Annotated in this window: 26 protein-coding genes; 12 read left to right on the top strand and 14 right to left on the bottom strand. The window is 44.9% G+C overall.

All coding sequences use genetic code 11. From position 1 onward, the window contains the following. The first annotated feature begins 4 nt into the window (after nucleotides 1–4). Nucleotides 5–1243: a dihydroorotase gene (locus NI461_RS05315; protein ID WP_174659950.1), complete on the top strand. Its 1239-nt coding sequence runs from the start codon at nucleotides 5–7 to the stop codon at nucleotides 1241–1243. 218 nt (nucleotides 1244–1461) lie between these two features. Further along, on the top strand, nucleotides 1462–2955 hold the full coding sequence (locus NI461_RS05310) for an OmpA family protein (RefSeq protein ID WP_174659949.1): 1494 nt from the start codon (nucleotides 1462–1464) through the stop codon (nucleotides 2953–2955). 789 nt (nucleotides 2956–3744) lie between these two features. On the opposite strand, the gene NI461_RS05305 is transcribed toward NI461_RS05310, so the two are convergent. The 8 genes from NI461_RS05305 to NI461_RS05270 all read right to left on the bottom strand — a co-directional run bounded on the left by NI461_RS05305 (nucleotide 3745) and on the right by NI461_RS05270 (nucleotide 13223). Then, on the bottom strand, nucleotides 3745–5157 hold the full coding sequence (locus NI461_RS05305; protein ID WP_151206115.1) for a TIGR00366 family protein: 1413 nt from the start codon (nucleotides 5155–5157) through the stop codon (nucleotides 3745–3747). 97 nt (nucleotides 5158–5254) lie between these two features. Further along, nucleotides 5255–5893, bottom strand: coding sequence for a CoA transferase subunit B (locus NI461_RS05300; RefSeq protein WP_151206116.1), 639 nt, complete (start codon nucleotides 5891–5893; stop codon nucleotides 5255–5257). Nucleotides 5894–5895: 2 nt separating this feature from the next. Then, nucleotides 5896–6600: a CoA transferase subunit A gene (locus tag NI461_RS05295; RefSeq protein ID WP_151205245.1), complete on the bottom strand. Its 705-nt coding sequence runs from the start codon at nucleotides 6598–6600 to the stop codon at nucleotides 5896–5898. A gap of 93 nt (nucleotides 6601–6693) precedes the next feature. Then, nucleotides 6694–7596 carry a hydroxymethylglutaryl-CoA lyase gene (locus NI461_RS05290; RefSeq protein WP_174659948.1) on the bottom strand — a complete coding sequence of 301 codons (903 nt, stop codon included), beginning with the start codon at nucleotides 7594–7596 and terminating at the stop codon, nucleotides 6694–6696. After that, the gene (locus tag NI461_RS05285) at nucleotides 7593–9587 is read right to left on the bottom strand and encodes an acetyl/propionyl/methylcrotonyl-CoA carboxylase subunit alpha (RefSeq protein ID WP_174659947.1); all 1995 of its coding nucleotides are present in this window, start codon (nucleotides 9585–9587) and stop codon (nucleotides 7593–7595) included. The genes NI461_RS05290 and NI461_RS05285 overlap by 4 nt, the downstream gene beginning before the upstream one ends. A 19-nt stretch (nucleotides 9588–9606) precedes the next feature. Then, a complete protein-coding gene (locus NI461_RS05280; protein WP_174659946.1) occupies nucleotides 9607–10401 on the bottom strand; it encodes an enoyl-CoA hydratase/isomerase family protein in 795 nt (264 codons plus the stop codon). A 12-nt stretch (nucleotides 10402–10413) separates the two neighbouring features. After that, entirely contained in the window at nucleotides 10414–12015 is a 1602-nt protein-coding gene (locus tag NI461_RS05275; RefSeq protein WP_253156731.1) for a carboxyl transferase domain-containing protein, read from the bottom strand. 35 nt (nucleotides 12016–12050) lie between these two features. Next, nucleotides 12051–13223 carry an isovaleryl-CoA dehydrogenase gene (locus tag NI461_RS05270; RefSeq protein WP_151205240.1) on the bottom strand — a complete coding sequence of 391 codons (1173 nt, stop codon included), beginning with the start codon at nucleotides 13221–13223 and terminating at the stop codon, nucleotides 12051–12053. A gap of 147 nt (nucleotides 13224–13370) precedes the next feature. Between NI461_RS05270 and NI461_RS05265 the strand changes: the two genes are divergently transcribed. From NI461_RS05265 to NI461_RS05245, 5 genes are all read left to right on the top strand, one after another. Then, the gene (locus NI461_RS05265) at nucleotides 13371–14006 is read left to right on the top strand and encodes a TetR/AcrR family transcriptional regulator (RefSeq protein WP_151205239.1); all 636 of its coding nucleotides are present in this window, start codon (nucleotides 13371–13373) and stop codon (nucleotides 14004–14006) included. A 98-nt stretch (nucleotides 14007–14104) separates the two neighbouring features. Then, entirely contained in the window at nucleotides 14105–15793 is a 1689-nt protein-coding gene (locus tag NI461_RS05260) for an AMP-binding protein (protein WP_151206121.1), read from the top strand. A gap of 283 nt (nucleotides 15794–16076) precedes the next feature. After that, nucleotides 16077–16745, top strand: coding sequence for a class I SAM-dependent methyltransferase (locus NI461_RS05255; protein WP_174659943.1), 669 nt, complete (start codon nucleotides 16077–16079; stop codon nucleotides 16743–16745). Nucleotides 16746–16808: 63 nt separating this feature from the next. After that, nucleotides 16809–17606: a thioesterase family protein gene (locus NI461_RS05250; protein WP_253150608.1), complete on the top strand. Its 798-nt coding sequence runs from the start codon at nucleotides 16809–16811 to the stop codon at nucleotides 17604–17606. 75 nt (nucleotides 17607–17681) lie between these two features. Beyond that, nucleotides 17682–18464 (top strand): Rossmann-like and DUF2520 domain-containing protein, encoded by a 783-nt coding sequence (locus NI461_RS05245; protein ID WP_257234955.1) that lies wholly within the window; start codon nucleotides 17682–17684, stop codon nucleotides 18462–18464. A gap of 229 nt (nucleotides 18465–18693) precedes the next feature. Here the strand turns inward: NI461_RS05245 and trmB are convergent, their stop codons facing one another. Beyond that, entirely contained in the window at nucleotides 18694–19410 is a 717-nt protein-coding gene (gene trmB, locus NI461_RS05240; RefSeq protein ID WP_174659941.1) for a tRNA (guanosine(46)-N7)-methyltransferase TrmB, read from the bottom strand. A 566-nt stretch (nucleotides 19411–19976) separates the two neighbouring features. Between trmB and NI461_RS05235 the strand changes: the two genes are divergently transcribed. From NI461_RS05235 to NI461_RS05225, 3 genes are all read left to right on the top strand, one after another. Then, a complete protein-coding gene (locus tag NI461_RS05235; RefSeq protein ID WP_151206124.1) occupies nucleotides 19977–20588 on the top strand; it encodes a glutathione binding-like protein in 612 nt (203 codons plus the stop codon). 73 nt (nucleotides 20589–20661) lie between these two features. Continuing rightward, nucleotides 20662–21072 (top strand): DUF4878 domain-containing protein, encoded by a 411-nt coding sequence (locus tag NI461_RS05230; RefSeq protein WP_151204180.1) that lies wholly within the window; start codon nucleotides 20662–20664, stop codon nucleotides 21070–21072. Beyond that, the gene (locus tag NI461_RS05225) at nucleotides 21044–21676 is read left to right on the top strand and encodes a hypothetical protein (RefSeq protein ID WP_174659940.1); all 633 of its coding nucleotides are present in this window, start codon (nucleotides 21044–21046) and stop codon (nucleotides 21674–21676) included. Before NI461_RS05230 ends, NI461_RS05225 begins: the two co-directional genes overlap by 29 nt. Before the next feature lie 64 nt (nucleotides 21677–21740). Here NI461_RS05225 and NI461_RS05220 read toward each other — a convergent pair whose 3' ends face one another. From NI461_RS05220 to NI461_RS05200, 5 genes are all read right to left on the bottom strand, one after another. After that, nucleotides 21741–22523 (bottom strand): thiazole synthase, encoded by a 783-nt coding sequence (locus NI461_RS05220; protein ID WP_151204182.1) that lies wholly within the window; start codon nucleotides 22521–22523, stop codon nucleotides 21741–21743. 14 nt (nucleotides 22524–22537) lie between these two features. Then, the gene (gene thiS / locus NI461_RS05215; RefSeq protein ID WP_174659939.1) at nucleotides 22538–22735 is read right to left on the bottom strand and encodes a sulfur carrier protein ThiS; all 198 of its coding nucleotides are present in this window, start codon (nucleotides 22733–22735) and stop codon (nucleotides 22538–22540) included. Between the two features lie 34 nt (nucleotides 22736–22769). Then, on the bottom strand, nucleotides 22770–23135 hold the full coding sequence (locus NI461_RS05210; RefSeq protein ID WP_151206128.1) for a DUF423 domain-containing protein: 366 nt from the start codon (nucleotides 23133–23135) through the stop codon (nucleotides 22770–22772). A gap of 124 nt (nucleotides 23136–23259) precedes the next feature. Further along, nucleotides 23260–24129: an RNA polymerase sigma factor RpoH gene (rpoH, locus tag NI461_RS05205; RefSeq protein WP_151204185.1), complete on the bottom strand. Its 870-nt coding sequence runs from the start codon at nucleotides 24127–24129 to the stop codon at nucleotides 23260–23262. 140 nt (nucleotides 24130–24269) lie between these two features. Further along, nucleotides 24270–24503, bottom strand: a complete 234-nt coding sequence (locus NI461_RS05200; protein ID WP_174660585.1) for a sulfurtransferase TusA family protein — start codon at nucleotides 24501–24503, stop codon at nucleotides 24270–24272. A 384-nt stretch (nucleotides 24504–24887) separates the two neighbouring features. Between NI461_RS05200 and NI461_RS05195 the strand changes: the two genes are divergently transcribed. Then, nucleotides 24888–25103: a cold-shock protein gene (locus NI461_RS05195; RefSeq protein ID WP_004280099.1), complete on the top strand. Its 216-nt coding sequence runs from the start codon at nucleotides 24888–24890 to the stop codon at nucleotides 25101–25103. Between the two features lie 97 nt (nucleotides 25104–25200). After that, entirely contained in the window at nucleotides 25201–26352 is a 1152-nt protein-coding gene (rhlB, locus tag NI461_RS05190) for an ATP-dependent RNA helicase RhlB (protein WP_151204186.1), read from the top strand. Nucleotides 26353–26363: the final 11 nt, after the last annotated feature.

Genomic DNA, 26363 nt, shown 5'->3' with positions numbered 1-26363 from the left:
AGTCATGACTATAGTAAAAATTGAAAATGTCCGTGTTCTTGATCCGATTCAAAACACTGATACCGTAGAAACCGTCTATCTGCAAAATGGCAAGCGCATTGCAGCAAGCGAAAATGTTTCAGAGACCCTGAATGGACAAGGCAAATGGCTGATGCCAACCATGGTGGACTTGTGTGCACGTTTACGTGAGCCAGGCCAGCAGCAACATGGAACGCTGAAATCTGAAGGCAAGGCCGCTCGTGCAAACGGGATTTTACACGTATTCACCCCACCAGATTCAAAACCCATCGTACAAGACAATGGCGCACTGATTCATGGTCTGGTTGAAAAGGCCATGCTGGATGGCGGCATCTATCTGCAAGTGATTGGGGCACAAACCCAAGGACTGCAAGGTAATCAGCCAGCCAATATGGCAGGTTTGAAAAAGGGTGGCTGTACAGCCGTTTCCAATGCAAATGCAGCCTTTGCCAATGATGATGTTGTTCTGCGCACTCTGGAATATGCCGCAGGTTTAGACCTGACAGTGGTGTTCTATGCAGAAGAGCCGCAAATTGCCAAAGATGGCTGTGTGCATGAAGGCTTTATTGCTTCACGCCAGGGCTTGCCTATGATTCCGGTGCTGGCAGAAACAGTCGCCATTGCCAAGTATCTGCTGATGATTGAAGCTACAAAGGTACATGCTCACTTTGGTTTACTGTCTTGCGGTGCATCGGTAGAATTGATTCGTGCTGCCAAAGAAAAAGGCTTGCCGGTGACCTGTGATGTGGCGATGCATCAGTTACATCTGACAGATCAGCTGATTGATGGCTTTAACTCGATTGCTCATGTGCGTCCACCGCTTCGTTCTGAGCAGGATAAGGAACTATTGCGTCAGGGCGTAAAATCAGGAGTGATTGATGCGATTTGTACCCATCATGAACCGCTGAGCAGCTCTGCAAAGATGGCGCCATTTGCAGAAACACAGCCAGGTTTTACTGCCTTTGATACCTATATTCCGTTTGGGATTCAATTGGTGAATGAAGGCCTGTTTACACCGCTAGAATGGGTTGAAAAAGTCACTATTGCACCCGCCAAAGTTGCCCATATGCTTGAGCGCTGGAAAAAGGAAGCCGGCTGGGTGCTGGTAGATCCTGAACATGAATGGACGCTCAGCAAAGACACCATCGTATCTCAAGGTAAAAATACGCCCCTGATCCAGCAACAGGTAAAAGGAAAAGTGGTGCAGAGTTTTATTGCTGTATAAATATTGCCGAGTTAGAGCTTGGATGGAGATTTAAAAAGTCAGCTTCGGCTGGCTTTTTAAATGACTGGATAAAAATTACTGATAAAAATAGCTCACGATAAATCGTGAAGCTTTATGATATTAATACAATTATTTACATTTATAAGGGGATCGCTGGATACACTGGTTGAGAATATTACACATTAAAAAAGACATAAAAATATAAAAGGATCGACAGGATGAATATAGATCTCATTGAAAAGCTCAAAAGTGAAGTCAGTGCGATTATTTTGCAGGGTGAAATCGAACATTTATATGCAAAAGATCAGGCATTGGTTCAGTTCTATCCGATACTTTTAAGTATTTTACGGGCCCGCCCCGCCTGGATTGATAGTTTAAGCCAGCAGTTAAATCCAAAAGTTGATGAATTATTCAATACCAACCCGGCCCTAAAACAACAGTTTTTTGACCAGCTGGCTGTGGATGCTCCGCAAGCTGAAATAGAAAAAACCTTGAATAAATCAATTGTTCCGACCATTAGCTTTTTACAGACTGAAGCCGGAGCACCCAGAGCTGAAGCGGTCAGTTATTTACTGGAAATGTATGCAGATTCAATTGAAAGGGCTTTACCGGCATGGGCCAAACCATTTCTGGCTTCCTTAGGGGTTTCTACGCTAGCAACACAGAGCCTGAATCAGGCACCTATACTGGAAGCGGAACAAGTGGCAGAGGTTCGAGAGGAAAAGAAAAAAGCCGCCTTGCTATGGCCTTTTATTATTTTCGTGATTATTGCCGCTATTATTTTATTTTTCTTTCGCGGCTGCATGCGTGAAGATGATCCTGAAGTAGGTCTGGATGGCCAGATTCCTGCCAGTGAGACTGCTGTTGCCCAGCCTGCGGCATTACAGCTGAGTACAGGCAGCAATGGTGAGCTGGTTAGCTGTCAGTTGCAACTCAACAATCCGCAATATATGCAAATTCTGCAAGACGAGATCAAGCAGATCTTTAATTATAATATTGGCTGTGGTGCACTTAGCAGTGACGTCTATCATTCGGAATTTATTGATCAGGATACCATTCCGACTGTGTTGAGAACAATCCAGGGAATGCCAAATGTGTCACTCGACTGGATTGGCAAGCAGGTTTCGGTTCGTGCAGCAACTAATGCAGAAGCCGAGCGTCTGGCAGCACAAATCCGTAGTTTGGCCAAAAATGTCACTGTGGTTACCCAACAGCCACTCAATAGAAGCGATGTGATTAATACTGCTAACAATGAAGCAGAACAAGCCTTAGCCAGTATCAAGACCGATAATGTTAAAGCACTGGATGTGGCGACTGCACTGAATTTACAGATCATCAATTTTGATACCGCATCGACTGAAGTTCCAGAGGTCAATAAACTGGTGCTGGATCAAGCTGCTGCATTATTACAACGAGCGCCTCATGTGCAGCTGATCGTGAAGGGCCATACCGATGCTGGAGGAAATACCGCAGCAAATGAAACGCTTTCTTTACGACGCGCTCAAGCGATTGTGACTTATCTGGTTCAGAAGGGAGTAGATCCTGCTCAACTGCGCGCAATGGGGATGGGGCAGGCACAACCTGTTGAAACGAATGCAACGCGTGCCGGGCAATTTCAGAACCGTCGCGTGGCTTTTGAGGTTGTGAATACCGAAACGGGAGTTGTACGTGGAGTAGATGCTGAAGGCGTGGTTGAGAAGACAGCCAATTAAGAGCGCGGCCTAAACGAAAAAGGACGAATTTTCGTCCTTTTTTAGCCCTTAGAGTTGCATTTGAAATGCCATCCTATGTTGTTGCCATACTACCTGACTCGGACTTTTAAAGCCGAGTCTTTTTCTTGGGTGATGATTCAAACCTTGAGTGATTTCTGAGAGATATTCATCTATCTAGGTATTTAATCACTGTCTTTTTAATTTATTGCCTGATTAAGATTGGCTTAAGCAGACTGATGCTGGTCTGGCAGATGTCCTCTGTCTTAGGTGAGCTACATTTTTAGCCATACATAACCGGTCTTGCGATCAACACTCGAGATCAATAATGGTTGATGGTCCTTACCAAGCACTGTATCTATTTTTAGATCATCAAAGCGACTTCGCTGTTTAATTTCAATACGTCTGTTATGCAGGCTTTACCCTTATTTTCATCTTGTTGGACGAAGCTCAAGACCAGAGATAATATATGCCCACATTTCAGCATGGATTTTTTAGGATTTGAAACATAACATCTTTGCGCTAATTTATGGGCCTGCTTGGCAGAACAATCATTTCTTGCTCGATTGCCTGTAATTTCCCTAGCAATCGTTGCAATCTTTAAGAGCGATATGCTGTTTAAAAAAACCTTCACCTAACACGGTATATATGTGGTGTCTTTCTTCTTGAGCAAGAGGAGTATAGGTCATGATGCAATTTTGACTTTGGTTGGTCGGAAGCAGAATGTTCGCTCATCTTACTTCCTTCCAACACTTGAATCTCTATTGCAGTTCTGAGAATCCAAGGTGTGAATTAAGAAAATACCGGCGGACTATAAGTTAAAGTTCGGCCCAAGAACCAGAGCAGGAACAGTACCAAAGGTAGGTGGAAAATTAGCTGGGTAACCGTAAATCCAATCACGTCTTTGGCTTTTAACTTTAAGATGCCCAGCATCGGCAGCATAAAGAAAGGGTTAATCAGATTGGGCAGGGCTTCTGCCGCATTATAAATCTGTACTGACCAGCCCAGATGCACTTTCAGGTCATGTGCGGCCTGCATCACATATGGTGCTTCAATAATCCATTTGCCGCCGCCAGATGGAATAAAGAAGCCCAGAATCGCTGAATAGAGTCCCATCACGATGGCAAAGGTTTCCTGCGAGGCAATTGAAACGAAAAATTCAGCAATATAATGTGACAGCGACAGATCGGCCGGGTTCAGCGCATTGGTCATCATAAAGGCAATACTGCCATACAGTGGAAACTGGATCAGTACCCCTGAAATAGCCGGAACAGCCTTGGAAACTGCATTTAAAAAATTTCGTGGCGTACCGTGCAAGGCCACGCCCAAAATCAGGAAAATAAAGTTATAGGTATTTAAGCTGGAAATGGCCAGAATCGGATTGCTTTTGGAAAATTCGTTAAACATCCAGACTGCACCCAGAATCACAATCAGAATACTCAAAATCGGTGAATTTTCCAGCCAGTCCCCCGGTCTTTTTTCAGCAGATACTTGCGGTTTTTCTTCTTCAATCTGAATCGGGAAGTGCTCTATAGTTTTAATGTCAGACCCTTTAGGTGCTGACCAGTAAGCAATCGCAATTGAAGCCACAATCAGTACCGCCGTCATGATCATGGATTGCGGCAAGAAAATAGTCTCGGTAAACGGAATGACCCCAGTCAGGTTATAAATTGGCTCAGGCAGACTGGATTTATTGGCCTGTAACTGGGCTGCTGAGGAACTGATGCCCAGTGCCCAGGTGGCTCCCATCCCGATAATCGCGGCTGCGGCTGCAGCGCGGTAATCCATATTAAGTTCTTTGCGCTGTGCCAGTGCAATGACAAGTAGTGCAGTCAGTACGGTGCTCATGGCCCAGTTAATCAGGGAGATGAGCAGGCTGACGGTGGCGACCAAGACAATCGCGCCACGTCCGGAATGCGGCAGGCGTGCCATTTTCTGAATTAGTATTTGTACCGGCTTGGACACTGAAACTACATAACCGACCACGATCAGCATGCACATTTGCAAGGTAAAGGGAATCAGGCTCCAGAAGCCGTCGCCAAAGGAAATCGCCACATCCTGTGCCGGTGCACCAATTCCGATTGCGGCAATCGCTACAATGATCACGCCAAGCAGGGCAAAAATATAAGAATCAGGAAACCATTTTTCTGACCAGTCGCTGACGCGCAAGGCGAAGCGCTGCAAGATATTTTGTTGTGTCGACATGATTAAAATCCATTTATTCTGCGATTATTATTTTGAAATGCAGCAGTTGAATATAAAAAAAGCCCTTAAGAAAATGTATTCTTAAGGGCTGGATAGATCAGGCAACGTTACGCAGTAGCGGTACGCCAGTAACTTGCTGGATTTCCTCAAAACTTACCTCCGGTGCCAGTTCAACCAGACGAATTCCATCAGGAGTAACATCCAGTACCCCCAGATCGGTAATGATCCTGTGGACGACTGCTTGGCCAGTCAGTGGCAGGCTGCATTCTGAGACGATCTTTGGTGTGCCATCTTTGGCACAGTGTTCCATCAGGACCACGACTTTTTGTACACCTGCGACCAGATCCATGGCGCCACCCATACCTTTCACTTTTTTACCGGGAATCATCCAGTTCGCTAGATCGCCTTGGGCTGAAACTTCCATGGCTCCCAGAATGGCGATATTGACATGACCGCCACGGATCATGGCAAAGGAGTCAGCGCTGGAGAAAAATGAAGCCCCTTTACGTGCAGTCACGGTTTGTTTACCGGCATTGATCAGGTCGGCATCGACAGTCTCTGCCGTTGGAAATTCACCAATCCCCAGCAGGCCATTTTCCGACTGCAGCCAGACATTGATATTTTCCGGAATATAGTTGGCAACTAACGTGGGCAGGCCAATCCCGAGATTGACATAGAAACCATCTTCAAGCTCTTGAGCGGCGCGCTGCGCCATTTGATTACGTGTCCAAGCCATGATCAAGCCTCCGCCTTTAAAGTCATCTGTTCAATACGTTTTTCCGGTTGAGCGTTCAGGACTATCCGGTTCACATAAATTCCCGGTAGATGAATTTCGTCCGGATCCAGTACGCCAATTTCGACAATTTCTTCCACTTCAGCAATAGTCACTTTGCCAGCCATGGCACAGACCGGATTAAAGTTCTGGGCGGTTTTACGGAAAATTAAATTACCCGCTTTATCGGCTTTATAGGCTTTGACGAGCGCAACATCGGCAGTTAGAGATTCTTCCAGAATATACGACTTGCCATGAAACTCACGGACATCCTTACCTTCAGCGATCACTGTGCCGACACCCGTCGCGGTATAAAAAGCCGGAATGCCTGCGCCACCTGCGCGTAATTTTTCGGCCAAGGTGCCTTGCGGAGTTAATTCCACTTCCAGTTCGCCGCTTAAGTATTGACGTTCAAATTCCTTATTTTCACCGACATAAGAGGAGATCATTTTTTTAATCTGTTTGGTTTCCAGCAGAAGTCCCAGACCAAAGCCATCCACGCCAGCATTATTGGAAATACAGGTCAGGTTTTTTGCCCCAGTTTCTTTTAAGGCTGCGATCAGTGCTTCCGGAATACCGCACAAACCAAAACCACCTACGGCCAGGGTCTGTCCATCCTGAACCACGCCGTCTAAAGCGGCTTCTGCACTGTCATATACTTTATTTGCCATTTGTTACCTCGATTTATTTTTTTCTTGCAGCTCGTTTGAGAAGATCTGCGGATTTATATCCTTGAGGACTTTTTAGGTCCAAATTAGGCTGCTTTAAGCACAGGTTGTTTGCCAATAGGCATTGGCATAATTGGAGGGATTGTTACGCTGCAAGACTGCACTGATATTGCGGCTGGCCTGCATCAGGGCATCCAGCTGAATACCGGTTTCAAAGCCCATTTTGGAGAGCAGATAGTACAGGTCTTCGGTCGAGACATTCCCTGAGGCCCCTTTGGCATACGGACATCCTCCGAGGCCAGCAATGGAGGAATCAAATACCCGAATACCTTGCAATAATGACTGGTAAATATTGGCAATCGCCATGCCATAAGTATTATGAAAATGTCCTGCCAAAACTTTAGCATCAAGTTCAGCCAGACAAGTCTCCCAGACTTTTTTCACCCGATCAGGCGTGGCCGTCCCAATGGTTTCACCCAAAGACACTTCATAGCAGCCCATATCGAGTAAGCGCTGAGTGACTTTGACCACCTGCTTCGGATCAATCGCACCTTCATAAGGGCAGTCCACCATGCAGGACACATAGCCACGTACCTTAATATCATTGGCTTTGGCAGCACTCATTACGTCGCTGAATTTTTCAAAGCTTTCATCAATCGAGCAGTTGATGTTCTTGCGGGTAAAGCTTTCAGAAGCTGCGGTAAATACCGCAACCTCTTTACAACCTACAGCCAATGCAGATTCAAAACCTTTCATGTTTGGGGTCAGCAGACTGAACTGAATATTCGGATCTTTAGGCAGGCTGGCAAACAGCACATCGCTGTCTGCCATTTGTGGTACCCATTTCGCTGAAACACAGGAACCCACTTCAATGGCCTGTAAACCGGTTTTCATCAGGTCCAGAATCAGGTTTTTCCGGTCATCTAATGTGAGCGGCGTTTTTTCATTTTGCAGGCCATCACGTGGCCCGACTTCGACAATCTTGACAAAATCTGTCATGCGACTTCCTCCGCCAGTGGCTGGAATTCCACCAGTTCATCACCCGCCTTGACCTGATCTCCTTTTTGGAAGTATGAACTTGCGACAATGCCATCATGGGGTGCACGAATCGAATATTCGATTTTCATGGCTTCCAGCGTCATCAGCACATCGTCTTTTTTTACCTTATCATTGGCAGAAACCAGAACTTGGGTAATGACGCCCGGCATTGGTGCAGTCAGGTTGTTTTCGGTGCCTTGCTCATCTTGACCATTAAAATCAGGGTTTAAATAACTGAATTTATGACTTTGCCAATTCTGGAACAGGGTAATGCCATGTTCAGTCCGGCTAAAAGCCAGTTTTTGCTGTCTCACACCAAGATTCAGCTGAAGTAAATGCCTATCCAGCAGTTTTCCTCTAAGCTCTACACATTGATCCGCATAAGTGGCCAAAAAGCCTTCATCCTGGGTAGTAAAGCGAACCTCGCACAATTGATCATTGCATTGTAATTTGATGCGATGAGTATTTTGCTGATTGAGGCGCCAGAATGAGCTGTGCTGCCAGACCGGATTGTTTGAAAGCGGATTTTGCGCCTGACGTGACAGGAGTTCAATCAGTGCAGCACTGATCACAAGCTCGGCATCAATCTCTGTAGAAGGTGGAAGCAGGAATGCTTCTTCACGCTGAATCAGACCAGTATCTAAATGTGCATTTTTGAATGAGTCGCACAGCACCAGACGATCTAAAAAGGCGATATTGTTACCCAGACCATCGACATGGAATTGGCCCAGTGCATGATGCATCTGGGTTAGGGCTGCTTCACGGTTTTTGCCCCAGACAATCAGTTTGGCAATCATCGGATCATAATAAGTGCTGATTTCATCGCCTTCGACAATACCGCTATCGACACGTACACAGTCACTTTGCTCCGGATAATGTAAATAGCTGATCTGGCCGATTGCCGGGATAAAGCCTTTTTCCGGTTCTTCAGCATAGACACGCGCTTCAAGCGCATGACCATGAATCTGCAATTCATCTTGCTGCTTTGGTAAAGTCTCACCGAAAGCCACACGTAATTGCCATTCCACCAGATCCTGACCAGTAATCATTTCTGTGACCGGATGCTCGACCTGTAGACGGGTATTCATTTCCATGAAGTAAGCTGTACCGTCTTGCTCCACAATAAACTCGACTGTACCGGCACCAACATAGTTGACTGCGCGCGCAGCGTCAATGGCAGCTTGACGCATCGCTTCAAGCTTATCTTCCGGCATTTTCGGTGCAGGCGCTTCTTCCAGCACTTTCTGGTGACGGCGTTGTACCGAGCAATCACGCTCAAACAGATGTACATAATTGCCGTGGGTATCACCAAATACCTGCACTTCAATATGACGTGGCTGTACCACATAACGCTCAATCAGCACATCGTCATTGCCAAAGCTGGAGCGTGCTTCACTTTTACAGGAAGCCAGCGAACTTAGAAAGTCTTCACTGCGCTCGACCAGACGCATGCCTTTACCGCCACCGCCGGCACTGGCTTTAATCAGCACCGGATAGCCAATACTGTCTGCCTGCTGCTTCAGAAAATCGGCATCTTGATTGGTACCATGATAACCGGGTGTCAAAGGCACACCGGCTTTTTCCATCAATGCTTTAGAGGTGGCTTTGAGGCCCATCGCCAAAATAGCCTCAACTGGCGGACCAATAAAAACAATATTGTTGTCCTGACAGGCCAGGGCAAACTGGTCATTTTCAGACAGGAAACCATAGCCCGGGTGAATGGCTTGGGCACCCGTGGTTTTTGCAGCCTCGATAATACGCTCAATCTGCAAATAACTTTGTGCTGCCGGTGATTCACCAATATGGATCGCTTCATCTGCCAGTTTCACATGCTGTGCCTGCGCATCGGCATCGGAGTAGACGGCAACGGTGGCAATCCCTAATTTTTTTGCTGTACGAATGATACGGCAGGCAATTTCGCCACGGTTGGCAATTAAAATCTTTTCAAACATTGTAGGATCCTTCTTGTTGTTATGCCGTGGTCTTGATCCAGGCCGGGCTTTGTTTGTTCAAAAATGCATTCAGGCCATTTTTCGCCTCATCTCCTTGGCGAACATGGGCAATATGCTGTGCTGTTTTCAGCAGTAAATCTTCACTCAAAACTTGCTGGTCAACCAGTTGGATCAGCTGTTTAGAGGCATGTTGTGCTGCTGGCCCACCGAGCAATAATGCTTCCGCAATTTCATCAATTTTGCTGTCGAGCTGCTCTGGGGTAGTCACTTCATGTGCCAGTCCAATATTTTTGGCCTGTTCCGCTGAAATACGCTCGGCAGTCAGGAAATAGCGTGACGCCTGACGGGCACCAATCGCCCGAATGACATAAGGACTAATGGTGGATGGGGCTAGACCTAAACGTACTTCTGAGGTGGCAAATTTGGCATCGGTGCTAGCCACACAAATATCACAGGCCGAGGCTAGACCCATACCGCCACCAAAGGCAATCCCATGTACCCGGGCAATGGTCGGCTGTTTTAAGGTCGCCAGACTTTGCAGCATTTTCGCCAGTTTTAAGGCATCGGCTTCATTGTCGGCTTGTGAGGCCTGACCGGCCTGTTTCATCCAGTTCAGATCAGCGCCAGCCGAGAAACTTTTGCCTCGTCCGGCCAGAATCACCACGCGCACATCATCACGTGCATTTAAAGACTGAAAGCAGGCATATAATTCTTCAATGACCTGAGTATTAAAGGCATTGTGCAGTTCAGCACGGTTGATCCAAACCGTTGCCACCTGATTCTGCTGTTCGAGCTGTAAAAACTGATAATCCATTGTCGTCACCTCTTACATACGGAACACGCCGAACTTGGTTGGCTGGATTGGCGCATTCATCGCTGCAGCCAGACTTAAGGCCAGCACCTCACGCGATTGTGCCGGATCAATCACACCGTCATCCCATAAACGGGCTGAAGCATAATAAGGATGACCCTGACGTTCGTATTGATCACGAATAGGCTGTTTAAACTGATCTTCTTCTTCAGCTGACCAGCTGCCGCCTTTTTGCTCAATCTGATCACGTTTGAGGGTCGAAAGTACACTTGAAGCCTGCTCACCGCCCATGACCGAGATTCGAGAATTAGGCCAGGTCCACATAAAGCGCGGCGAATAAGCACGGCCACACATGCCATAGTTGCCGGCACCAAAAGAACCGCCAATCACCAAGGTCAGTTTTGGCACATTGGCATTGGCCACCGCCATCACCAGTTTGGCACCGTTCTTGGCAATGCCTTCATTTTCATACTGGCGACCCACCATAAAACCGGTAATGTTCTGAATGAAAATCAGCGGAATATTGCGCTGGGTACACAGTTCAATAAAATGTGCGCCTTTTTGCGCAGACTCGGAAAACAGAATGCCGTTATTGGCAATAATCCCGACTGGCATCCCATAGAGCTTGGCAAAACCGGTCACCAGAGTCGTGCCGAAACGCGCCTTGAATTCGTCAAAGCGTGAGCCGTCAACAATACGTGCAATCACTTCACGCACATCAAAAGGCTTGCGGGCATCACAAGGGATAATGCCGTACAGTTCTGAACTGTCAAAGCGCGGCGCTTCAATTTCCTCTGCGGTCTTGTTGGGCTTTTTGTTCAGATTTGCCACAATGTTGCGGGCAATTGCAAGGGCATGCTCATCACTTTCTGCCAGATGATCGGCAACACCAGACAAACGGGTATGTACATCACCGCCACCGAGGTCTTCACTTGACACCACTTCACCGGTTGCAGCTTTGACCAGTGGCGGGCCACCCAGGAAAATGGTGCCCTGATTACGGACAATAATGGTTTCATCCGACATGGCAGGCACATAAGCACCACCGGCAGTACAGCTACCCATCACCACTGCAATCTGGGCAATTCCCTGACTGGACATACGCGCCTGATTGTAGAAAATACGGCCGAAGTGATCACGATCCGGAAAAACTTCATCCTGTAAAGGCAAGTACGCACCACCAGAATCGACCAGATAAATACATGGCAAATGGTTCTGTTCGGCAATTTCCTGTGCGCGTAAATGCTTTTTCACTGTCAGCGGATAATAAGTACCGCCTTTCACCGTAGCATCATTGGCCACGATCATGCAGGTCACACCATTGACCTGACCCACACCAGCGACCACACCTGCCGCAGGCACGTCATCCTGATAGACTTGATAGGCAGCCAGCTGACCGATTTCCAGAAAAGCGCTACCCGGGTCAATCAGCTGGTTAATCCGGTCACGTGGTAACAGTTTGCCACGGTCAAGGTGTTTCTGGCGGGCAGTTTCTCCACCACCCAAGGCAATTTTTTCAACTTTCTGCTTCAGGTCATCCACCAGTTGCAGCATGGCAGTCTGGTTGGCTTTAAACTCTTCACTACGAATATTGATTTTGCTCTGTAACTGATTCATGACGAACATCCTTGTTTTATTCTCAGTATTAAGGTTTAGGCTGTTTCGTTAAAAAGCTCACGGCCAATGAGCATGCGGCGGATTTCTGAAGTGCCGGCACCAATTTCATACAGTTTGGCATCGCGCCATAGACGGCCTGCTGCAAACTCGTTGATATAACCGTTTCCACCTAAAGTCTGAATGGTTTCACCGGCCATCCATGTGGCTTTTTCGGCCGCATATAAAATTGCGCTGGCAGCATCTTTACGCAGGCTGCGACTATGCTCGGCCTTGTCACATTCAGCGCCGACGGCATAAACCAGTGCCTTACATGCCAGCCAGGTCGAGTACATATCAGCCATTTTGCCTTGCATCAACTGGAATTCACCCAGCGCCTGACCAAACTGTTTACGGTCATGAATATATGGAATCACGGTATCCATGCAGGCATCCATAATGCCCAGCGGACCTGCACTGAGAACCGCACGTTCATAGTCCAGACCACTCATCAGCACTTTGGTGCCATTGCCGACACCACCGAGGACGTTTTCTTTAGGGACTTCGACATTGTCAAAGAACAGCGGGTAAGTGTTGGAACCGCGCATACCCAGTTTGTCCAAATGGCTGCCGTGGCTGAAACCTGGCATATTTTTTTCAACCAGAAAAGCAGTCATGCCTTTGGCGCCCGCCTGTAAATCGGTTTTGGCATACACCACTAATACATCAGCATCACCGCCATTGGTGATCCACATTTTGGAACCGTTCAACAGATAGTGATCGCCTTTGTCTTCGGCCTTGAGTTTCATACTGACCACATCCGAGCCGGCATTCGGTTCAGACATCGCCAAGGCACCGACATATTCGCCAGAAATCAGTTTCGGCAGATAACGCTGCTTTTGTTCTTCATTACCATTACGCTTAATTTGGTTCACACATAGGTTAGAATGTGCGCCATAGGACAAACCAATGGATGCTGAAGCCCGGGAAATTTCCTGCATGACAATAATATGTGCCAGATAACCTAAATTGGTGCCGCCATATTCTTCACCAACTGTCAGACCCAGCAGGCCCATATCACCAAATTTTTTCCAGAGCTGAGCCGGGAACTCGTTATCGCGGTCAACCTGTTGGGCAATAGGGGCAATTTCCTTGGCGCAAAAGGCAGCCACTGAATCACGAAGCGCTATCAGAGTTTCATCTAAACCGAAATCCAAGCTTTGTAAATTCATTCTTCATCCATCCTGAGGTTATATTTGTTGTGTCCAAAAAAGCATTTTTGTTGTGCTTGCTTTTTAACATACAACGAAAAAACAAAAAAGTGAACCTATATTCACAAAATGATTTACAATTCATTTTATCTTGTTGAGAATAATATTATGAGTTATAAAAGATCATCACTGATGCAGGAGCGAATGGAACAAAATCGCTTGTCGATTTTACAGTCTGCTCGTGAACTGATTGCTCAGGGGGGCTTTAAAGAGGCGTCGATTCAGGCCATTGCAGAGCGTGCAGGCGTTTCTACAGGGCTGGTATATCGGTACTTTGATAGCAAAAGCCAGATTTTGATTGAGGTTTTGTCGGCAGCGATTCAGCATGAGGTGGGAATTTTGAACCACATTGTTCGATCAGATTTATCGCCAGAACTGAAATTGCAAAAATCTGTTACAACTTTTGTGAAACGCGCCATGAATAGCCCTCAACTGGCGTATTCACTTATGTTCGAACCGGTCGATCCGGAGATGGAGCATGAGCGTTTTCGTAGTAAACAGTTGATCAAGCAGAGTATTAAGGAGATTCTGGCCGAAGGAAAGGTAAACGGAAAATTTGAGTTTGAAGACTTGAACACGGCGGCGCTAGGCGTGGTAGGTGCCATGACCTTTGTCGTAATCGAGCCTTTAAATCCATCTCGCAATATGATGTTTGATCAGAAGTATAAGGATCACTTTGTCAAACAGATTGCCGATTTTTGTGTAAACGCAGTACGTCGACAGGAGGGAAGTTCAGTAGCATAAATACACAAAAAAACAGGCACACAGACAAGGTCGTCGTGGTCATAAAACAATTAGTAAAGTTGAAATCAGAATTACAAAGAATCAAGGAGATCGATTCAATGACACAAGTACGGTTAAGCTATGCCTATGGAACCAGCAGCCAGCCCTTATTGGGGATGACAATTGGTGAAAAATTTGACCAGGCTTGCGAGCAGTATGCGGATCGGGATGCAGTGGTAAGTCTGCACCAGAATGTACGCCTGAGTTATCGGCAGCTACAGGAACAGGTCAATGCTTTTGCCTGTCAGTTGCTGAAACTGGGCCTGCAAAAAGGTGACCGTCTGGCGATCTGGTCGCCGAACTGTGTGGAATGGACCATTACCCAGTTTGCTGCTTTCAAGGCTGGCATTATTCTGGTCAACCTGAATCCGGCCTATAAAAGCAATGAACTGGAATATGTGCTTAATAAGGTGTCCTGTAAGGGCTTGGTCATTGCTTCACAGTTTAAAACTACGGACTACCAGGAAATTCTGACCAAAATTGCACCAGAGTTAAAAGAGACCGAAGACAAGTTGCTTAATGCAGAGCGCCTGCCGCATTTAAAGCATGTAATCAAAATTGATGACCAGCAGCATACAGGGATTCACCGTTTTCAGGATTTACTGCCTCCCCCGAGTGCCCAAGAACTGGAACAACTGCAACAGATCTCCAGTGAATTGCAGTTCGATGAAACCATTAATATCCAGTTTACCTCGGGCACGACTGGTAATCCGAAAGGCACCATGCTGACCCATAACAATATCCTGAATAATGGCTATTTTGTGGGTGAGGCAATTCACCTTGCACCGGAAGACCGGGTCTGTATTTCAGTGCCGCTATTCCACTGCTTTGGTATGGTGATGGGGAATCTGGCTTGTATTACTCACGGTTCAGCCATGATTTATCCGTCTGCAGTCTTTAATCCGCTGGAAACCTTAAAAGCCATCCAGCAAGAAAAATGTACGGCAGCTTATGGCGTCCCGACCATGTTTATTGCCATATTGGAACATGAACGTTTTGATGAGTTTGACCTGTCCAGCTTGCGTACCGGCATTATGGCAGGCAGTCCATGTCCACAGGAGATTATGCAGCGTGTGATTGAACGCATGCATATGTCTGAAATAACCATCTGTTATGGCATGACTGAAACTGCACCTGTAAGTGCACAAAGTTCAACTGAGGACAGTGTTGAGCAGCGAGTCAGTACTGTTGGTCGCGTCCATCCGCATCTGGAAGTTAAAATTGTAGATGAACAGGGCAAAGTGGTTCCGCGTGGTCAACTGGGCGAGCTTTGTGTGCGAGGTTATTCCGTGATGCTCGGCTATTGGGAAGATCAGGAAAAAACCCACGAAGTTATTGATGCTGCCCGCTGGATGCATACCGGTGATATTGCTGAAATGGATGATGCAGGCTTTATTAAAATCAAGGGGCGTATTAAGGATGTGGTGATTCGTGGTGGCGAGAACCTGTTCCCGAAAGAAATTGAGGATTTTCTCTATACCCATCCTGCGATCTCAGATGTACAGGTCATTGGTGTCCCAGACCATAAATATGGGGAAGAACTCTGTGCCTGTATCATTCTGCATGAAAATGATTCATGTACTGAAGAGGCGATTCGTCAGTATTGTATCGAGCATATTTCTCATAACAAAGTGCCACGTTATGTACGTTTCTTTCATGAATTCCCGATGACAGCTTCAGGTAAGGCGCAGAAATTTAAATTGCGTGAATTTATGCGTGAAGAACTAAATCTAAAAGAGATTGCTTAAATTAATTAAAGTTAAGTTTAAATAGTATTTGATCAGATGACCTGGCGGCAAGGATGCCGCCGTTTCATTGCATGGCAAGGATGCCATATCAATGAAACAGAGGGGTTTGGTTACGTTGCCCAGTCAAAGTAACGAAGCACCTGCAGAATGGAAGAAGAATCCATCGTGCAAATTGAGGTCATGCGTTTAGCAATTTCTTTAAATAGATAAAAATGCATTTCTATATAAAGTCTTATTTCAATATAAAACTTCATATATCGACTATCTAAATCAGAGTAAACAGATGGCAAAAAACTTTCACAGTGAAGTGGTGGTCGCCAGTTATGATGATCACATCCGTAAATTAATTCCTGCTTATGAACTGGTGCATCAGCAGATTGAGGCTATTCTCAGTACGGAATTACCAGAAAATGCACATATTCTGATTGCGGGCTGCGGAACAGGATATGAGTTGTCCTATCTGTTAGAGCAGCATCCACACTGGACTTTTACGGCGATTGATCCTTCAGTCACCATGCTGGAACAGGCAAGGAAAAATCTGGCTCCTTTTGCTGCCGAGCAGAGAGTCCGGTTTATACAGAGCACTACCCACGGACTGGAGCAGGATACTTTCGATGCAGCACTGGCGATTCTGGTCGCCCATTTTATTCCTGAGCCACAGAAAACCGAATTTTTTCAGCATATTTATGAAAGTCTTAAAACAGGCGGGATCGTGTTGACTTATGACCTGATGCAGCCAGAAAATGAAACTGCACTACAGATCATGCAAAAAATGGCGCAGCAGACGGGATTAAGTCTCCGGCAAAGTGAAAACATGCTGGCCAGATTACAGCAGGATTTTGCATTGATTTCGACTGAAGACTTCAAAGGCCTTTTGACAAAAGTCGGATTCAAGCACTGCAAAACTTATTGTCAAATTATGAATTATTATGGCTTTTTTCTGAAAAAATAAAGATCATAAAGCATTATATTTGCGATAAAGTTAAAGAGATTATTCAAGGAAGTAGAGAGAAGAATGTCGGCATATTACAGTTTAATTCAACGTGAGCAGCATGCAGATGGTAGTACTACAGCTTATTACCGTTCCAATATTCATGCCCAAGGCGCATGGAATCCTCATGAACAGCATATGGCTCCAGCAACAGGTATCCTCTGTGTAGAGCTGGAACAGTTTCAGCCACGAGAGGATATGCGAATTGGTCGGGTCGGACTGGATATCTTTGGATTGATTGCTTTTGGTGAGTTTTCAATTACCACCCGCATGCTTCGTCCGGGTAAAACCATTGAGCTGGTTGAAGCAGAAATGTGTGCGAATGGAAAAACCTGTATCGTTGCGCGTGCCTGGAAAATGCTGACTTCGGATACCCGCGCTATCGCCGGTCTAGAAGATTTTCCGATTGAAAGTCCGGAATTTTTACCCGTGTGGGAAGGCATGCGCTGCTGGCCAGGCGGTTATATCCAGAGTATTGAAACGCGTGCGCATGCCGATCATCGGGCAGGCAAAGGGATTGTCTGGCTCAAAAACTCTTTGGACATGGTAGAAGGACAGACAACGACCGCCTTTAGCCGTTTGCTCGGTATGGTCGACACGGCGAATGGTATCGTGCCACGTCAGGATCCGAGTGCGGGCTGGGGATTCCCGAATCTGGACTTGCAGATTCACATGCACCGTCTGCCACAAGGTGAATGGTTGGGGCTGGAAGTAGTGCAGCAATATGGCGAAGATGGTATCGGTTTGACCAGCGGCATTCTGCATGATATTCACGGGCCATTCGGACGCAGTGAGCAGATTCTGACCCTTCGGAAATTTTAACATCTCTTTAAAAATCAGGACGAATTGCTTCGTCCTTTTTTTATTGGCATGCTGTGTGCAATTTATCAGGAATATATGCAGATGCGGATAAGTATCATCGGGGCAGGGCGCGTGGCTTATCACTTCGCCCGTGTATTGTCAGGCCAGCATGAAATTGTACAGATCTATAGCCGGAGTGTTGAAAAAGCCCAGCAACTGGCTGATCTATGCACAGCTCAGGCCATCACCAGCCCTGAACAGCTAAATAGTCATGTAGATCTGGTTATTATTGCAGTCAGTGACCAATCGATCCGAACAGTCATCGAGCAGGTACATAACTATCTGCCAGACGTATTGATAGTACATACATCAGGCAGTACGCACTTAAATGTGCTGCGTGATGTACATCCAAAATCCGGAGTGTTTTATCCTCTTCAAACCTTCAGTCTGGAGCGTGAAATTGACTGGTTAAATACCCCTTTGTTTATTGAAGCACATCATGATGAAGACAAGGGGAAACTTCATACTCTGGCAAATAGCCTAAGCAAAAAGGTCTATCTATACAGCTCTGAGCAACGTTTAAGCCTGCATTTAGCTGCGGTATTTGCCTGTAATTTTAGCAATTACTGTTATGATATGGCCAAACAAGTGGTCGATGCGCAGCAGGTTGATTTTAGCCTGCTTTCTCCATTGATGCTGGAAACGGCCAAGAAAGCCACTCAGAATGATCCACGCCAAATGCAAACTGGACCTGCAATGCGAGGGGATGAAAATATCCTTAAAATGCATCAGCAGATGCTGGCGAAGATGCAACGAGACGATTTGCAAAAGGTTTATCAGCTGTTAAGCCAGCAGATTTTAGCGCGTCATCAAAAATGAAAGGATTGATCTTTAATTGAATAAGCTAATTTGGTTGCATTCACTCTTTAAATTTAAGTGAAAATGCGCAGAAAAAAATAATAAAATGGACATGCTATAGGGATGAAGCGTTGTTTGTCTTTTTAAGCCCGATGATAGGCACAGGACTTGCACTAATCTTCTGGCTGAAAGATAAGTTTTTCCAATAAAAAAGCGCTGATCAGGTCAGCGCTTTTTTAAAACTCTTTTCTTAAGAAATTTTCTTGAAGATAAAGTCATTAATCTTGTGGCCGGCTTCAATGCCGCGACGCTCAAATTTGGTTTGTGGACGCCAGTCCGGGCGTGGGTAGCTGTTGCCTTTGCCCGCCAGATTTTCCAGTCGTGGACGTTCTTCCAATACTTCAAGCATCCATTCCGCATACGGTTCCCAGTCCGTTGCGGCATGGAAAGTTCCACCAAGCTCCAGCTTTTGCTCTACCAGTGGCATACGGTCATGCGAAACAAAACGGCGTTTGAAGTGACGTTTCTTCTGCCATGGATCAGGGAAATATAACTGAACTGTATTAATGCTATTGTCCGGCATTTCACGCAATACCTGAATTGCATCGGCATCTAGCACACGCAGGTTAGTCAGGCCTTCAATTCCAGCCTCATAGACACATTGGGCAATTCCTGGAACATGTACTTCAATCCCGACAAAATTGCGCTCAGGATTGGCTTTGGCCATCAATACCAGTGAACGGCCCATACCAAAACCGATTTCTACCGTTAATGGGCGTTCAGGATGTTCAAAGTGCTGACGTAAATCACCTACCGGATATTCCAAAATTAAGTGACCATATTGTTCAAGCGCAGTACGTTGAGAGGTATTTAATGGCGCTGAACGGCGCATAAACGTCACAATTTCACGGTGTTCGCTTAAATTGTCCAGCTCTACGACGTGCTGGTCTAATTGATCGTTCGACATAATTTTGGCAAAACTAAAAATTCAGAATGCGGTATTTTAAGTCCTGAGCGGAGCAAGTCAAACTTTTCTCGGTATTTATCCATAAAAAGCCGGTTGGATTCCCAAAGTCAAATAAAAAGAACTCTTGGCTCTATTTGTCAATAAAACTAAATGAGATGTTCAAATATTTTTGACTTTAAATTTCTGAACCACGTGATCCAGTATATTCACCGAAGTTATCTCTTAAACCCATGCATGAGTCAGATCCAGTCCCGAATATTTAAACTTACTTGTAATTCAGGCTTCATCCTCTGCTCTGCCAATACTCTCTCCAGAGGCTAGAAAACTTTCCACTTTTAAGGCGTATCACAAAATCGCTTCTCAATAAGGAAAGCCCGTATCTCTTAAACAGATGCAGATAAAAATCTACACAAGATAGGCTTGCAAAAGCTTGTGATTTCCTCAATATTGAAGAAGTAAATGTCTTGGAATGACAGTTACGCTTTTTTGCAATTTACAGGTTTGATCGCTTGAAAGTTTGTCAGAAGCGTTTTAAAACATTGAGAAGTGTAGAACAAGGATCAGAAATGAAGCTTTACTATTCGCCGGGTGCCTGCTCATTGGCAGCACATATTATTTTAAATGAAATTAATGTCGACTTTGATTTAGAACGTGTTGATTTAAAAAGTCATACAACAGAAAAAGGTACGGATTATTACGAAATTAATCCCAAAGGCTATGTACCTGCACTCGAAATTAACCCGGGTTTAATTCTGACAGAGAATGTGGCAATTTTACCGTTTCTTGCACAACATGATCCCAAGCAGGATCTGATTCCACCCTCTGGCATGGGACGTGCCAAAGTGCTGGAATGGTTAGGTTATCTCAATTCAGAATTGCATGATGCTTATGCGGTGTTCTTTGGTGGCAAGTTATCCGATGATGAAAAGAAAAAAGCCTATGCAGAAGTTGATCGTCTATTAAGTTATATCGACAAAGCGATTGCTGAATCAGACAATGACTATCTGGTTGATGATAACTTTGGCCCAGCCGATGCTTATCTGTTTGTGTTGACCAATTGGTCGAATCATATTGAGCATGATTTAAGTCCGTATAAGAATATTATTCATCTTCGAAACAAAGTTGCGGCGCGGCAGTCTGTACAGATTGCAATGCGAGATGAAGGTCTAATTCCATAAAATTTTAAAAAAAGCATAATTATTATGCTTTTTTTTTGACTTTCATTTAATAATTGCTATTGGAATAAATAAGATGAAGAAAATACTGAATTTAGTATTAAGTTTTGGTTTAACGGGAATGTTGGTTGCATGTAGTAATGTTAAAAATCCAGAAAATGTAGCTCAAGAGTATGTTACAGCAGCCTATAAAGGCGATTCAGAAAAAATGCTTTCTTATATTTATATACCTGAAAATGTTAAAGCCCAAGCGGGTTCTGAAGAAATGATTCAAGGCAAAATAAAAGCTGGCGCGGCAAAGGCTAAAGAGCAAGCTGAACGTAAAGGCGGAGTCAAAGAAATTAGTGTGGTAGACAAAAATATCGATGAAGCAAATGGCAAAGGACGGGTGACTATCGGAGTCAGCTTTAAAAATGAAGGCTCTAATTCTGTAACAGATCGAGTAAAACTTATCAAAAATGAAGATAAATGGAAAGTTGATTTATAATCGGTTTATTTTGTTTTTGGGCGGATTAGTTATTCTAATCTGCCTTTTTATTGGGTTCTCCTCCAAAGATACTATAAAGCCAGATAAACAGATTTATATGCCCGAGCATGCATTTCAAGTGGGTGATTGGATTGTTCGGGAGGGGATGGGTTACGAAAGTTTTTTAATCAAAAAGCTGAGTGGGAGTGAATATTCACATATTGGCGTGATTGCAGCGATTCAACCGAATATTTTGGTGGTGCATGCGACCACAGATGACGATCCCTCATATTTAAATCAAGTGATTCAATCAGATATCAGGGATTTTGTTGACTCAAAACGAGCAAAAAAGTGGGCGGTTTATAGAGAAAGCAGTTTAGAGCCAGATAAAAGAAAAGATATTGCTAGGGCCGTGGCAAGGCAGGTAGGAGAGCAATTTATTTTAGGATCAAGAGGTGAGACGCATCGTTATTGCACTACGATTATTGCGGAGAAACTTCCATTATCTTTACGTAATAAACTGGTCTGGAGTAAGGTTGAATTGCCAGGCTTGCAGGGGGAGTTACTCTTTCCTGATGCTTTATTAAAGCTTGAATCCGTCGAACTGATTTATAAAAATAGATAATTTAGGATGAGTAAAAGCTAAATCATAGTCAAAGAATCATACAATTCTTTGACTATGATGAGATTTATTTAAAGAAATAACCAGTTTCCGGCGAACTGGCATTGGCCATACGCTTACGCGGCATGCGACCTGCCAGGAAGGCTTCACGGCCTGCTTCTACTGCTTTACGCATCGCAGAGGCCATCAGAATCGGGTTTTGTGCAGCTGCAATTGCAGTATTCATCAGTACGCCGTCACAGCCCAGTTCCATCGCAATGGCGGCATCACTGGCTGTACCGACACCTGCATCGACCAGTACCGGAACTTTGGCATTTTCCTTAATAATGGAAAGCGTATGCGGGTTGAGGATACCAAGGCCTGAGCCGATCAGACTGCCCAATGGCATGATCGCCACGCAGCCCATGCTTTCAAGCTCCTGAGCCACGATTGGATCATCTGAGGTATAAACCATGATTTCAAAACCATCATCAATCAGAGTGCGAGCTGCTTTTAAGGTCTCAGTCACATTCGGATAAAGTGTTTTTTCATCACCTAAGACTTCCAGTTTGACCAGATTATGTCCGTCGAGTAGTTCCCGTGCCAGCATGCAGGTCCGTACTGCACTATTGGCATCAAAACAACCCGCTGTATTGGGCAAGATCGTATATTTTTCAGGTGGAATCACTGAAAGTAAATTCGGTTGATCCGGATGCTGGCCAATATTTACACGGCGAATCGCAACGGTCACAATTTCTGCACCACTGGCCTGAATTGCCTGATCCGTTTCATTTAAATCTTTGTATTTGCCTGTACCTACTAAAAGGCGAGACTGGAATTGGCGTGAACCAATCTGTAATAAATCTTGCATAGTTGTCCCAAGTATTAGCCGCCACCGACTGCATGAATAATTTCTATCTGGTCTGCTTCGCAAATTAATGTTTCACCTAATCTGCTTTTAGAAATAATCATTTCATTGACCTCAACTGCAAAGCGCTTGCCTTCAAGTGCAAGACTTTGAACCAGTTCCAGCAGGTTTTTGCATTGAGTATCTTGTTGTTCGCCATTGATATAAACCAGCATTGGCAACCCTCCATGATTGATTAAAGCTTCAGACTTATTTGATATATTTTACGGCATTCCAGGCCAGAATTAACCAGCCGGCAATCATTAAAGCACCGCCAATGGGCGTAATAACAGCTAAACCACGTGGCAGGCCTAGTGCCATAATATAAAGAGAACCACAAAAGAAGAAAATTCCTGCCTGAATCAGGACAAAGCTCCACTTGATCGGCAACTCTGGAATGACTCGGCTCATGATGGCCAGAAGCAGTAAACCCAGCGCATGATAGAAAAAATAATCTGTCGCTGTCTGCCACCAGGCCAATTGCGCTTCAGTTGCCCGTGCCTTTAAACCATGTGCACCAAATGCACCGAGCAGGACTGCAAGTGCAAGATTGAGTGCTGAAATCGCAATCCACATTTGAATTGATCTTCCCCATAAAGTTTGCGCTTAACTTTAGCATAAAAGTCAAATTGCCGGCATAAAAAAGCCTTCTGGGAGGAAGGCTTTTTTTGAAAATACCAAATTATGCAAATTCAAAATATCAGTTAGATGACATTGCAACTTTAATTTTTTCCATGGCATTTTTTTCCAGCTGACGAATACGTTCGGCAGAAACATTATATTCGGCTGCCAGTTCATGCAGAGTCGATTTTTCATCATCGAGCCAGCGGCGCTGCAAGATATTACGTGAACGGTCATCCAGTTGCTCCATGGCGTCGTGCAGGGCAGAGGTACTTTGTTCCTCATAGTCCTCATTTTCAATCAGACGTGCCGGATCATAACGGTTATCTTCAAGATACAAAGCCGGTGCAACATGGGTTGAACCTTCGTCATCGTCATCGCCTGAAGCATCAAAAGCAGCATCATACGCCGTCAGACGGCCTTCCATTTCCAGTACTTGTTCTGGTGTGACATTCAAGTCATTCGCAATTGATTTTGCTTCTTCGAGCGTCAGCTTTTTTGATGATTTTTTCAGGCTGCGTAAATTAAAGAAGAGTTTACGTTGTGCCTTGGTGGTGGCAATTTTGACAATACGCCAGTTACGAATCACATATTCATGAATTTCAGCTTTAATCCAGTGCACTGCAAATGACACCAGACGTACACCCATGTTCGGGTCGAAGCGTTTTACTGCTTTCATCAGACCCAGGTTACCTTCCTGAATCAGGTCACCCTGAGGCAGGCCGTAGCCTGCATAACTACGTGCAATATGTACCACAAAACGCAAGTGTGACATGACCAGCATTTTTGCTGCATCGAGATCTTGGTCATAGTAATAGCGTTCAGCCAACTCTTTTTCTTGTTCGGCTGTTAAAATAGGAATTTGATTGACAGTACTAATATAAGCACCGAGATTGACACCTGGCGCCGATAATGACAGGGGCATCAATTGATTGCGGCTGTCACTCATGTGTTCTCCTTGAAGTGCGGGGGATTTAACCCTTAACTAGGTTTAATCTTAATCCAAACTCTCCGCAAATAATGGATATTTGGGTAGAGAAATGTAAAGTTTTATACGTTTGTGAAGCTATCCAGTCTAATTGAATTTTTTTAAGATTCAATCAGGTAGTGAAACTCTGTGGCCGAAATCTGTCTAAATTCATATGTTAAATGATGGATTTGACAATAGCGTGTCACATCAGTCTTGCTATGCGGATCAGAAGACTTTAGTAAAAATGTCAGACCAGGTTGGGCTTTTAATGCGCGCTTTAACATAAGTAGCGGCATTGGACAGGGTTTGCCCATCGCATCTATGATACTGATTTGGTCGCTATTTTGCCCCATGACTGCTTTATCCGTACCACCTTTAAAAAGACCATAAATAATAGCAAATAGGATGCCAAAACCCAAATTTTTGAGCAAAAAGATACATCAACTAACACTTATCTGCTATTTGACATATTTTGTGAAAAAATAACTAAATCAAAAAGAACAAAGCTAAAAAATATCTATTAATTGTCATAAACCCGTGCTAAGCTCGTTGGGTAATTAGGATTTCAGTTAAACAACTTAGTTGTTTTTCACCCTATAACACCATGGATGTAACCGGGATTTTGTTAATAGTTTTACAGAATGATTACAAGCTTAAAAATAATATTTTCAAACTTGTTTGCTCTGCTGTTTGCAACACCGGGTGGTCCTTTTTTTAGTATCAATGAGGATTAACTAATGACAGCTGCTCGTGAACAAGGCGTAGTAAAATGGTTCAACGACACTAAAGGCTTCGGCTTTATTCAACGCAATGGCGGTGATGACGTATTTGTTCATTTCCGTGCTATCCAAGGTGACGGTCATCGTTCACTTCGTGACGGCCAGCGTGTTGAATTCAGTGTTGTAAAAGGCCAAAAAGGCTTCCAAGCTGAAGAAGTTCAACCGTTAGACTAATCTTCGGATTAATCTGAAAAGCGCTCCAATATAAATTGGGGCGTTTTTTGTTTATACTATTCCCATCTTTGTGATCATTGAATTAGAGCAGCGCTTTATGTCATCTGGTTTTGAAACCTTAAATTTACATCCCCAACTGAAAAAAGCAATTGATGCCTTAGGCTTTAACTCCATGACGCCGATTCAGCAGAAGGTTTTAAAATTCACACTGGCGGGTCATGATGCGATTGGTCGTGCACAAACAGGTACCGGAAAAACAGCAGCCTTTTTAATTAGTGTGATCAACGACCTGCTGAATAATCCGATTAAGGAGCAGCGTTATCGTGGGGAACCGCGTGCCCTGATTTTGGCGCCTACCCGCGAGCTGGCTTTGCAGATTGAAAGTGATGCTCAGGATTTGACGAAGTTCAGTGGTTTGAGTGTCGTGACTTTGCTGGGTGGTGTTGATTTTGACAAGCAGAAGGCACAACTGGATAAAGCACCCGTGGATATTATGGTCGCGACCCCAGGTCGTCTGATCGACTTTGTCGACCAGAAAGAAGTCTGGTTGGATCAAATCGAGTTTCTGGTCATTGACGAAGCGGACCGTTTACTCGACATGGGCTTTATTCCATCAGTTAAGCGGATTGTGCGTTTCTCTCCGCGTAAAGAGCAGCGCCAAACTTTGATGTTCTCTGCAACCTTTAGTTATGATGTTCTAAATCTGGCACAGCAATGGCTCTTTGAACCTGTTACTGTAGAGATTGAACCGGAAAAGAAAACCAATGCTGATGTTGAGCAGCGTGTTTATATGGTCGCTAAAGCGGATAAATATAAATTGCTGCAAGAAGTGTTGCGGGATGAGCCGATCGAGAAGGTCATGATTTTCGCCAACCGTCGTGACCAGGTGCGTAGACTGTATGATCATTTAAAACGTGATGGTTATAAAGTGGTGATGCTCTCTGGTGAAATTGCACAGGACAGACGTCTGAAGATGTTGGATCAGTTTAAAAATGGCAACCATAACATCATGATTGCAACGGATGTCGCAGGACGTGGTATTCATGTTGATGGTGTATCGCATGTAGTGAATTTCACCTTACCTGAACAGTCAGATGATTATGTGCACCGTATTGGTCGTACTGGACGTGCAGGAAGTCGAGGTGTGAGTATCAGTTTTCTTTCTGAGGATGATGCGTTCTATCTGCCTGAAATTGAAAAAGCAATTGGGCAAAAGCTGCCATTAACCCGCCTGGAAGGTTACTGTTAATCAGATTAGCA

This window comes from Acinetobacter sp. S4400-12 (assembly GCF_024129495.1).
Lineage (GTDB): Bacteria > Pseudomonadota > Gammaproteobacteria > Pseudomonadales > Moraxellaceae > Acinetobacter > Acinetobacter lwoffii_C.
The sequence above is the reverse complement of the archived record's forward strand: the minus strand, read 5'-3'. Positions and strand labels throughout refer to the sequence as shown.

Excerpts from the sequence above, each read along its gene's own strand:
- rpoH (WP_151204185.1), bottom strand. The coding sequence starts at position 24,129 with ATGAGTGACAGCCGCAATCAATTGATGCCCCTGTCATTATCGGCGCCA.
- NI461_RS05310 (WP_174659949.1), top strand. The coding sequence starts at position 1,462 with ATGAATATAGATCTCATTGAAAAGCTCAAAAGTGAAGTCAGTGCGATT.
- NI461_RS05245 (WP_257234955.1), top strand. The coding sequence starts at position 17,682 with ATGCAGATGCGGATAAGTATCATCGGGGCAGGGCGCGTGGCTTATCAC.
- NI461_RS05255 (WP_174659943.1), top strand. The coding sequence starts at position 16,077 with ATGGCAAAAAACTTTCACAGTGAAGTGGTGGTCGCCAGTTATGATGAT.
- NI461_RS05260 (WP_151206121.1), top strand. The coding sequence starts at position 14,105 with ATGACACAAGTACGGTTAAGCTATGCCTATGGAACCAGCAGCCAGCCC.
- NI461_RS05270 (WP_151205240.1), bottom strand. The coding sequence starts at position 13,223 with ATGAATTTACAAAGCTTGGATTTCGGTTTAGATGAAACTCTGATAGCG.
- NI461_RS05195 (WP_004280099.1), top strand. The coding sequence starts at position 24,888 with ATGACAGCTGCTCGTGAACAAGGCGTAGTAAAATGGTTCAACGACACT.
- NI461_RS05210 (WP_151206128.1), bottom strand. The coding sequence starts at position 23,135 with ATGTGGATTGCGATTTCAGCACTCAATCTTGCACTTGCAGTCCTGCTC.
- NI461_RS05295 (WP_151205245.1), bottom strand. The coding sequence starts at position 6,600 with ATGGCAAATAAAGTATATGACAGTGCAGAAGCCGCTTTAGACGGCGTG.
- NI461_RS05230 (WP_151204180.1), top strand. The coding sequence starts at position 20,662 with ATGAAGAAAATACTGAATTTAGTATTAAGTTTTGGTTTAACGGGAATG.
- rhlB (WP_151204186.1), top strand. The coding sequence starts at position 25,201 with ATGTCATCTGGTTTTGAAACCTTAAATTTACATCCCCAACTGAAAAAA.
- NI461_RS05235 (WP_151206124.1), top strand. The coding sequence starts at position 19,977 with ATGAAGCTTTACTATTCGCCGGGTGCCTGCTCATTGGCAGCACATATT.
- NI461_RS05305 (WP_151206115.1), bottom strand. The coding sequence starts at position 5,157 with ATGTCGACACAACAAAATATCTTGCAGCGCTTCGCCTTGCGCGTCAGC.
- NI461_RS05220 (WP_151204182.1), bottom strand. The coding sequence starts at position 22,523 with ATGCAAGATTTATTACAGATTGGTTCACGCCAATTCCAGTCTCGCCTT.
- NI461_RS05250 (WP_253150608.1), top strand. The coding sequence starts at position 16,809 with ATGTCGGCATATTACAGTTTAATTCAACGTGAGCAGCATGCAGATGGT.
- thiS (WP_174659939.1), bottom strand. The coding sequence starts at position 22,735 with ATGCTGGTTTATATCAATGGCGAACAACAAGATACTCAATGCAAAAAC.
- NI461_RS05285 (WP_174659947.1), bottom strand. The coding sequence starts at position 9,587 with ATGTTTGAAAAGATTTTAATTGCCAACCGTGGCGAAATTGCCTGCCGT.
- NI461_RS05200 (WP_174660585.1), bottom strand. The coding sequence starts at position 24,503 with ATGGGGCAAAATAGCGACCAAATCAGTATCATAGATGCGATGGGCAAA.
- NI461_RS05300 (WP_151206116.1), bottom strand. The coding sequence starts at position 5,893 with ATGGCTTGGACACGTAATCAAATGGCGCAGCGCGCCGCTCAAGAGCTT.
- NI461_RS05225 (WP_174659940.1), top strand. The coding sequence starts at position 21,044 with ATGAAGATAAATGGAAAGTTGATTTATAATCGGTTTATTTTGTTTTTG.
- trmB (WP_174659941.1), bottom strand. The coding sequence starts at position 19,410 with ATGTCGAACGATCAATTAGACCAGCACGTCGTAGAGCTGGACAATTTA.
- NI461_RS05275 (WP_253156731.1), bottom strand. The coding sequence starts at position 12,015 with ATGAATCAGTTACAGAGCAAAATCAATATTCGTAGTGAAGAGTTTAAA.
- NI461_RS05315 (WP_174659950.1), top strand. The coding sequence starts at position 5 with ATGACTATAGTAAAAATTGAAAATGTCCGTGTTCTTGATCCGATTCAA.
- NI461_RS05280 (WP_174659946.1), bottom strand. The coding sequence starts at position 10,401 with ATGGATTATCAGTTTTTACAGCTCGAACAGCAGAATCAGGTGGCAACG.
- NI461_RS05265 (WP_151205239.1), top strand. The coding sequence starts at position 13,371 with ATGAGTTATAAAAGATCATCACTGATGCAGGAGCGAATGGAACAAAAT.
- NI461_RS05290 (WP_174659948.1), bottom strand. The coding sequence starts at position 7,596 with ATGACAGATTTTGTCAAGATTGTCGAAGTCGGGCCACGTGATGGCCTG.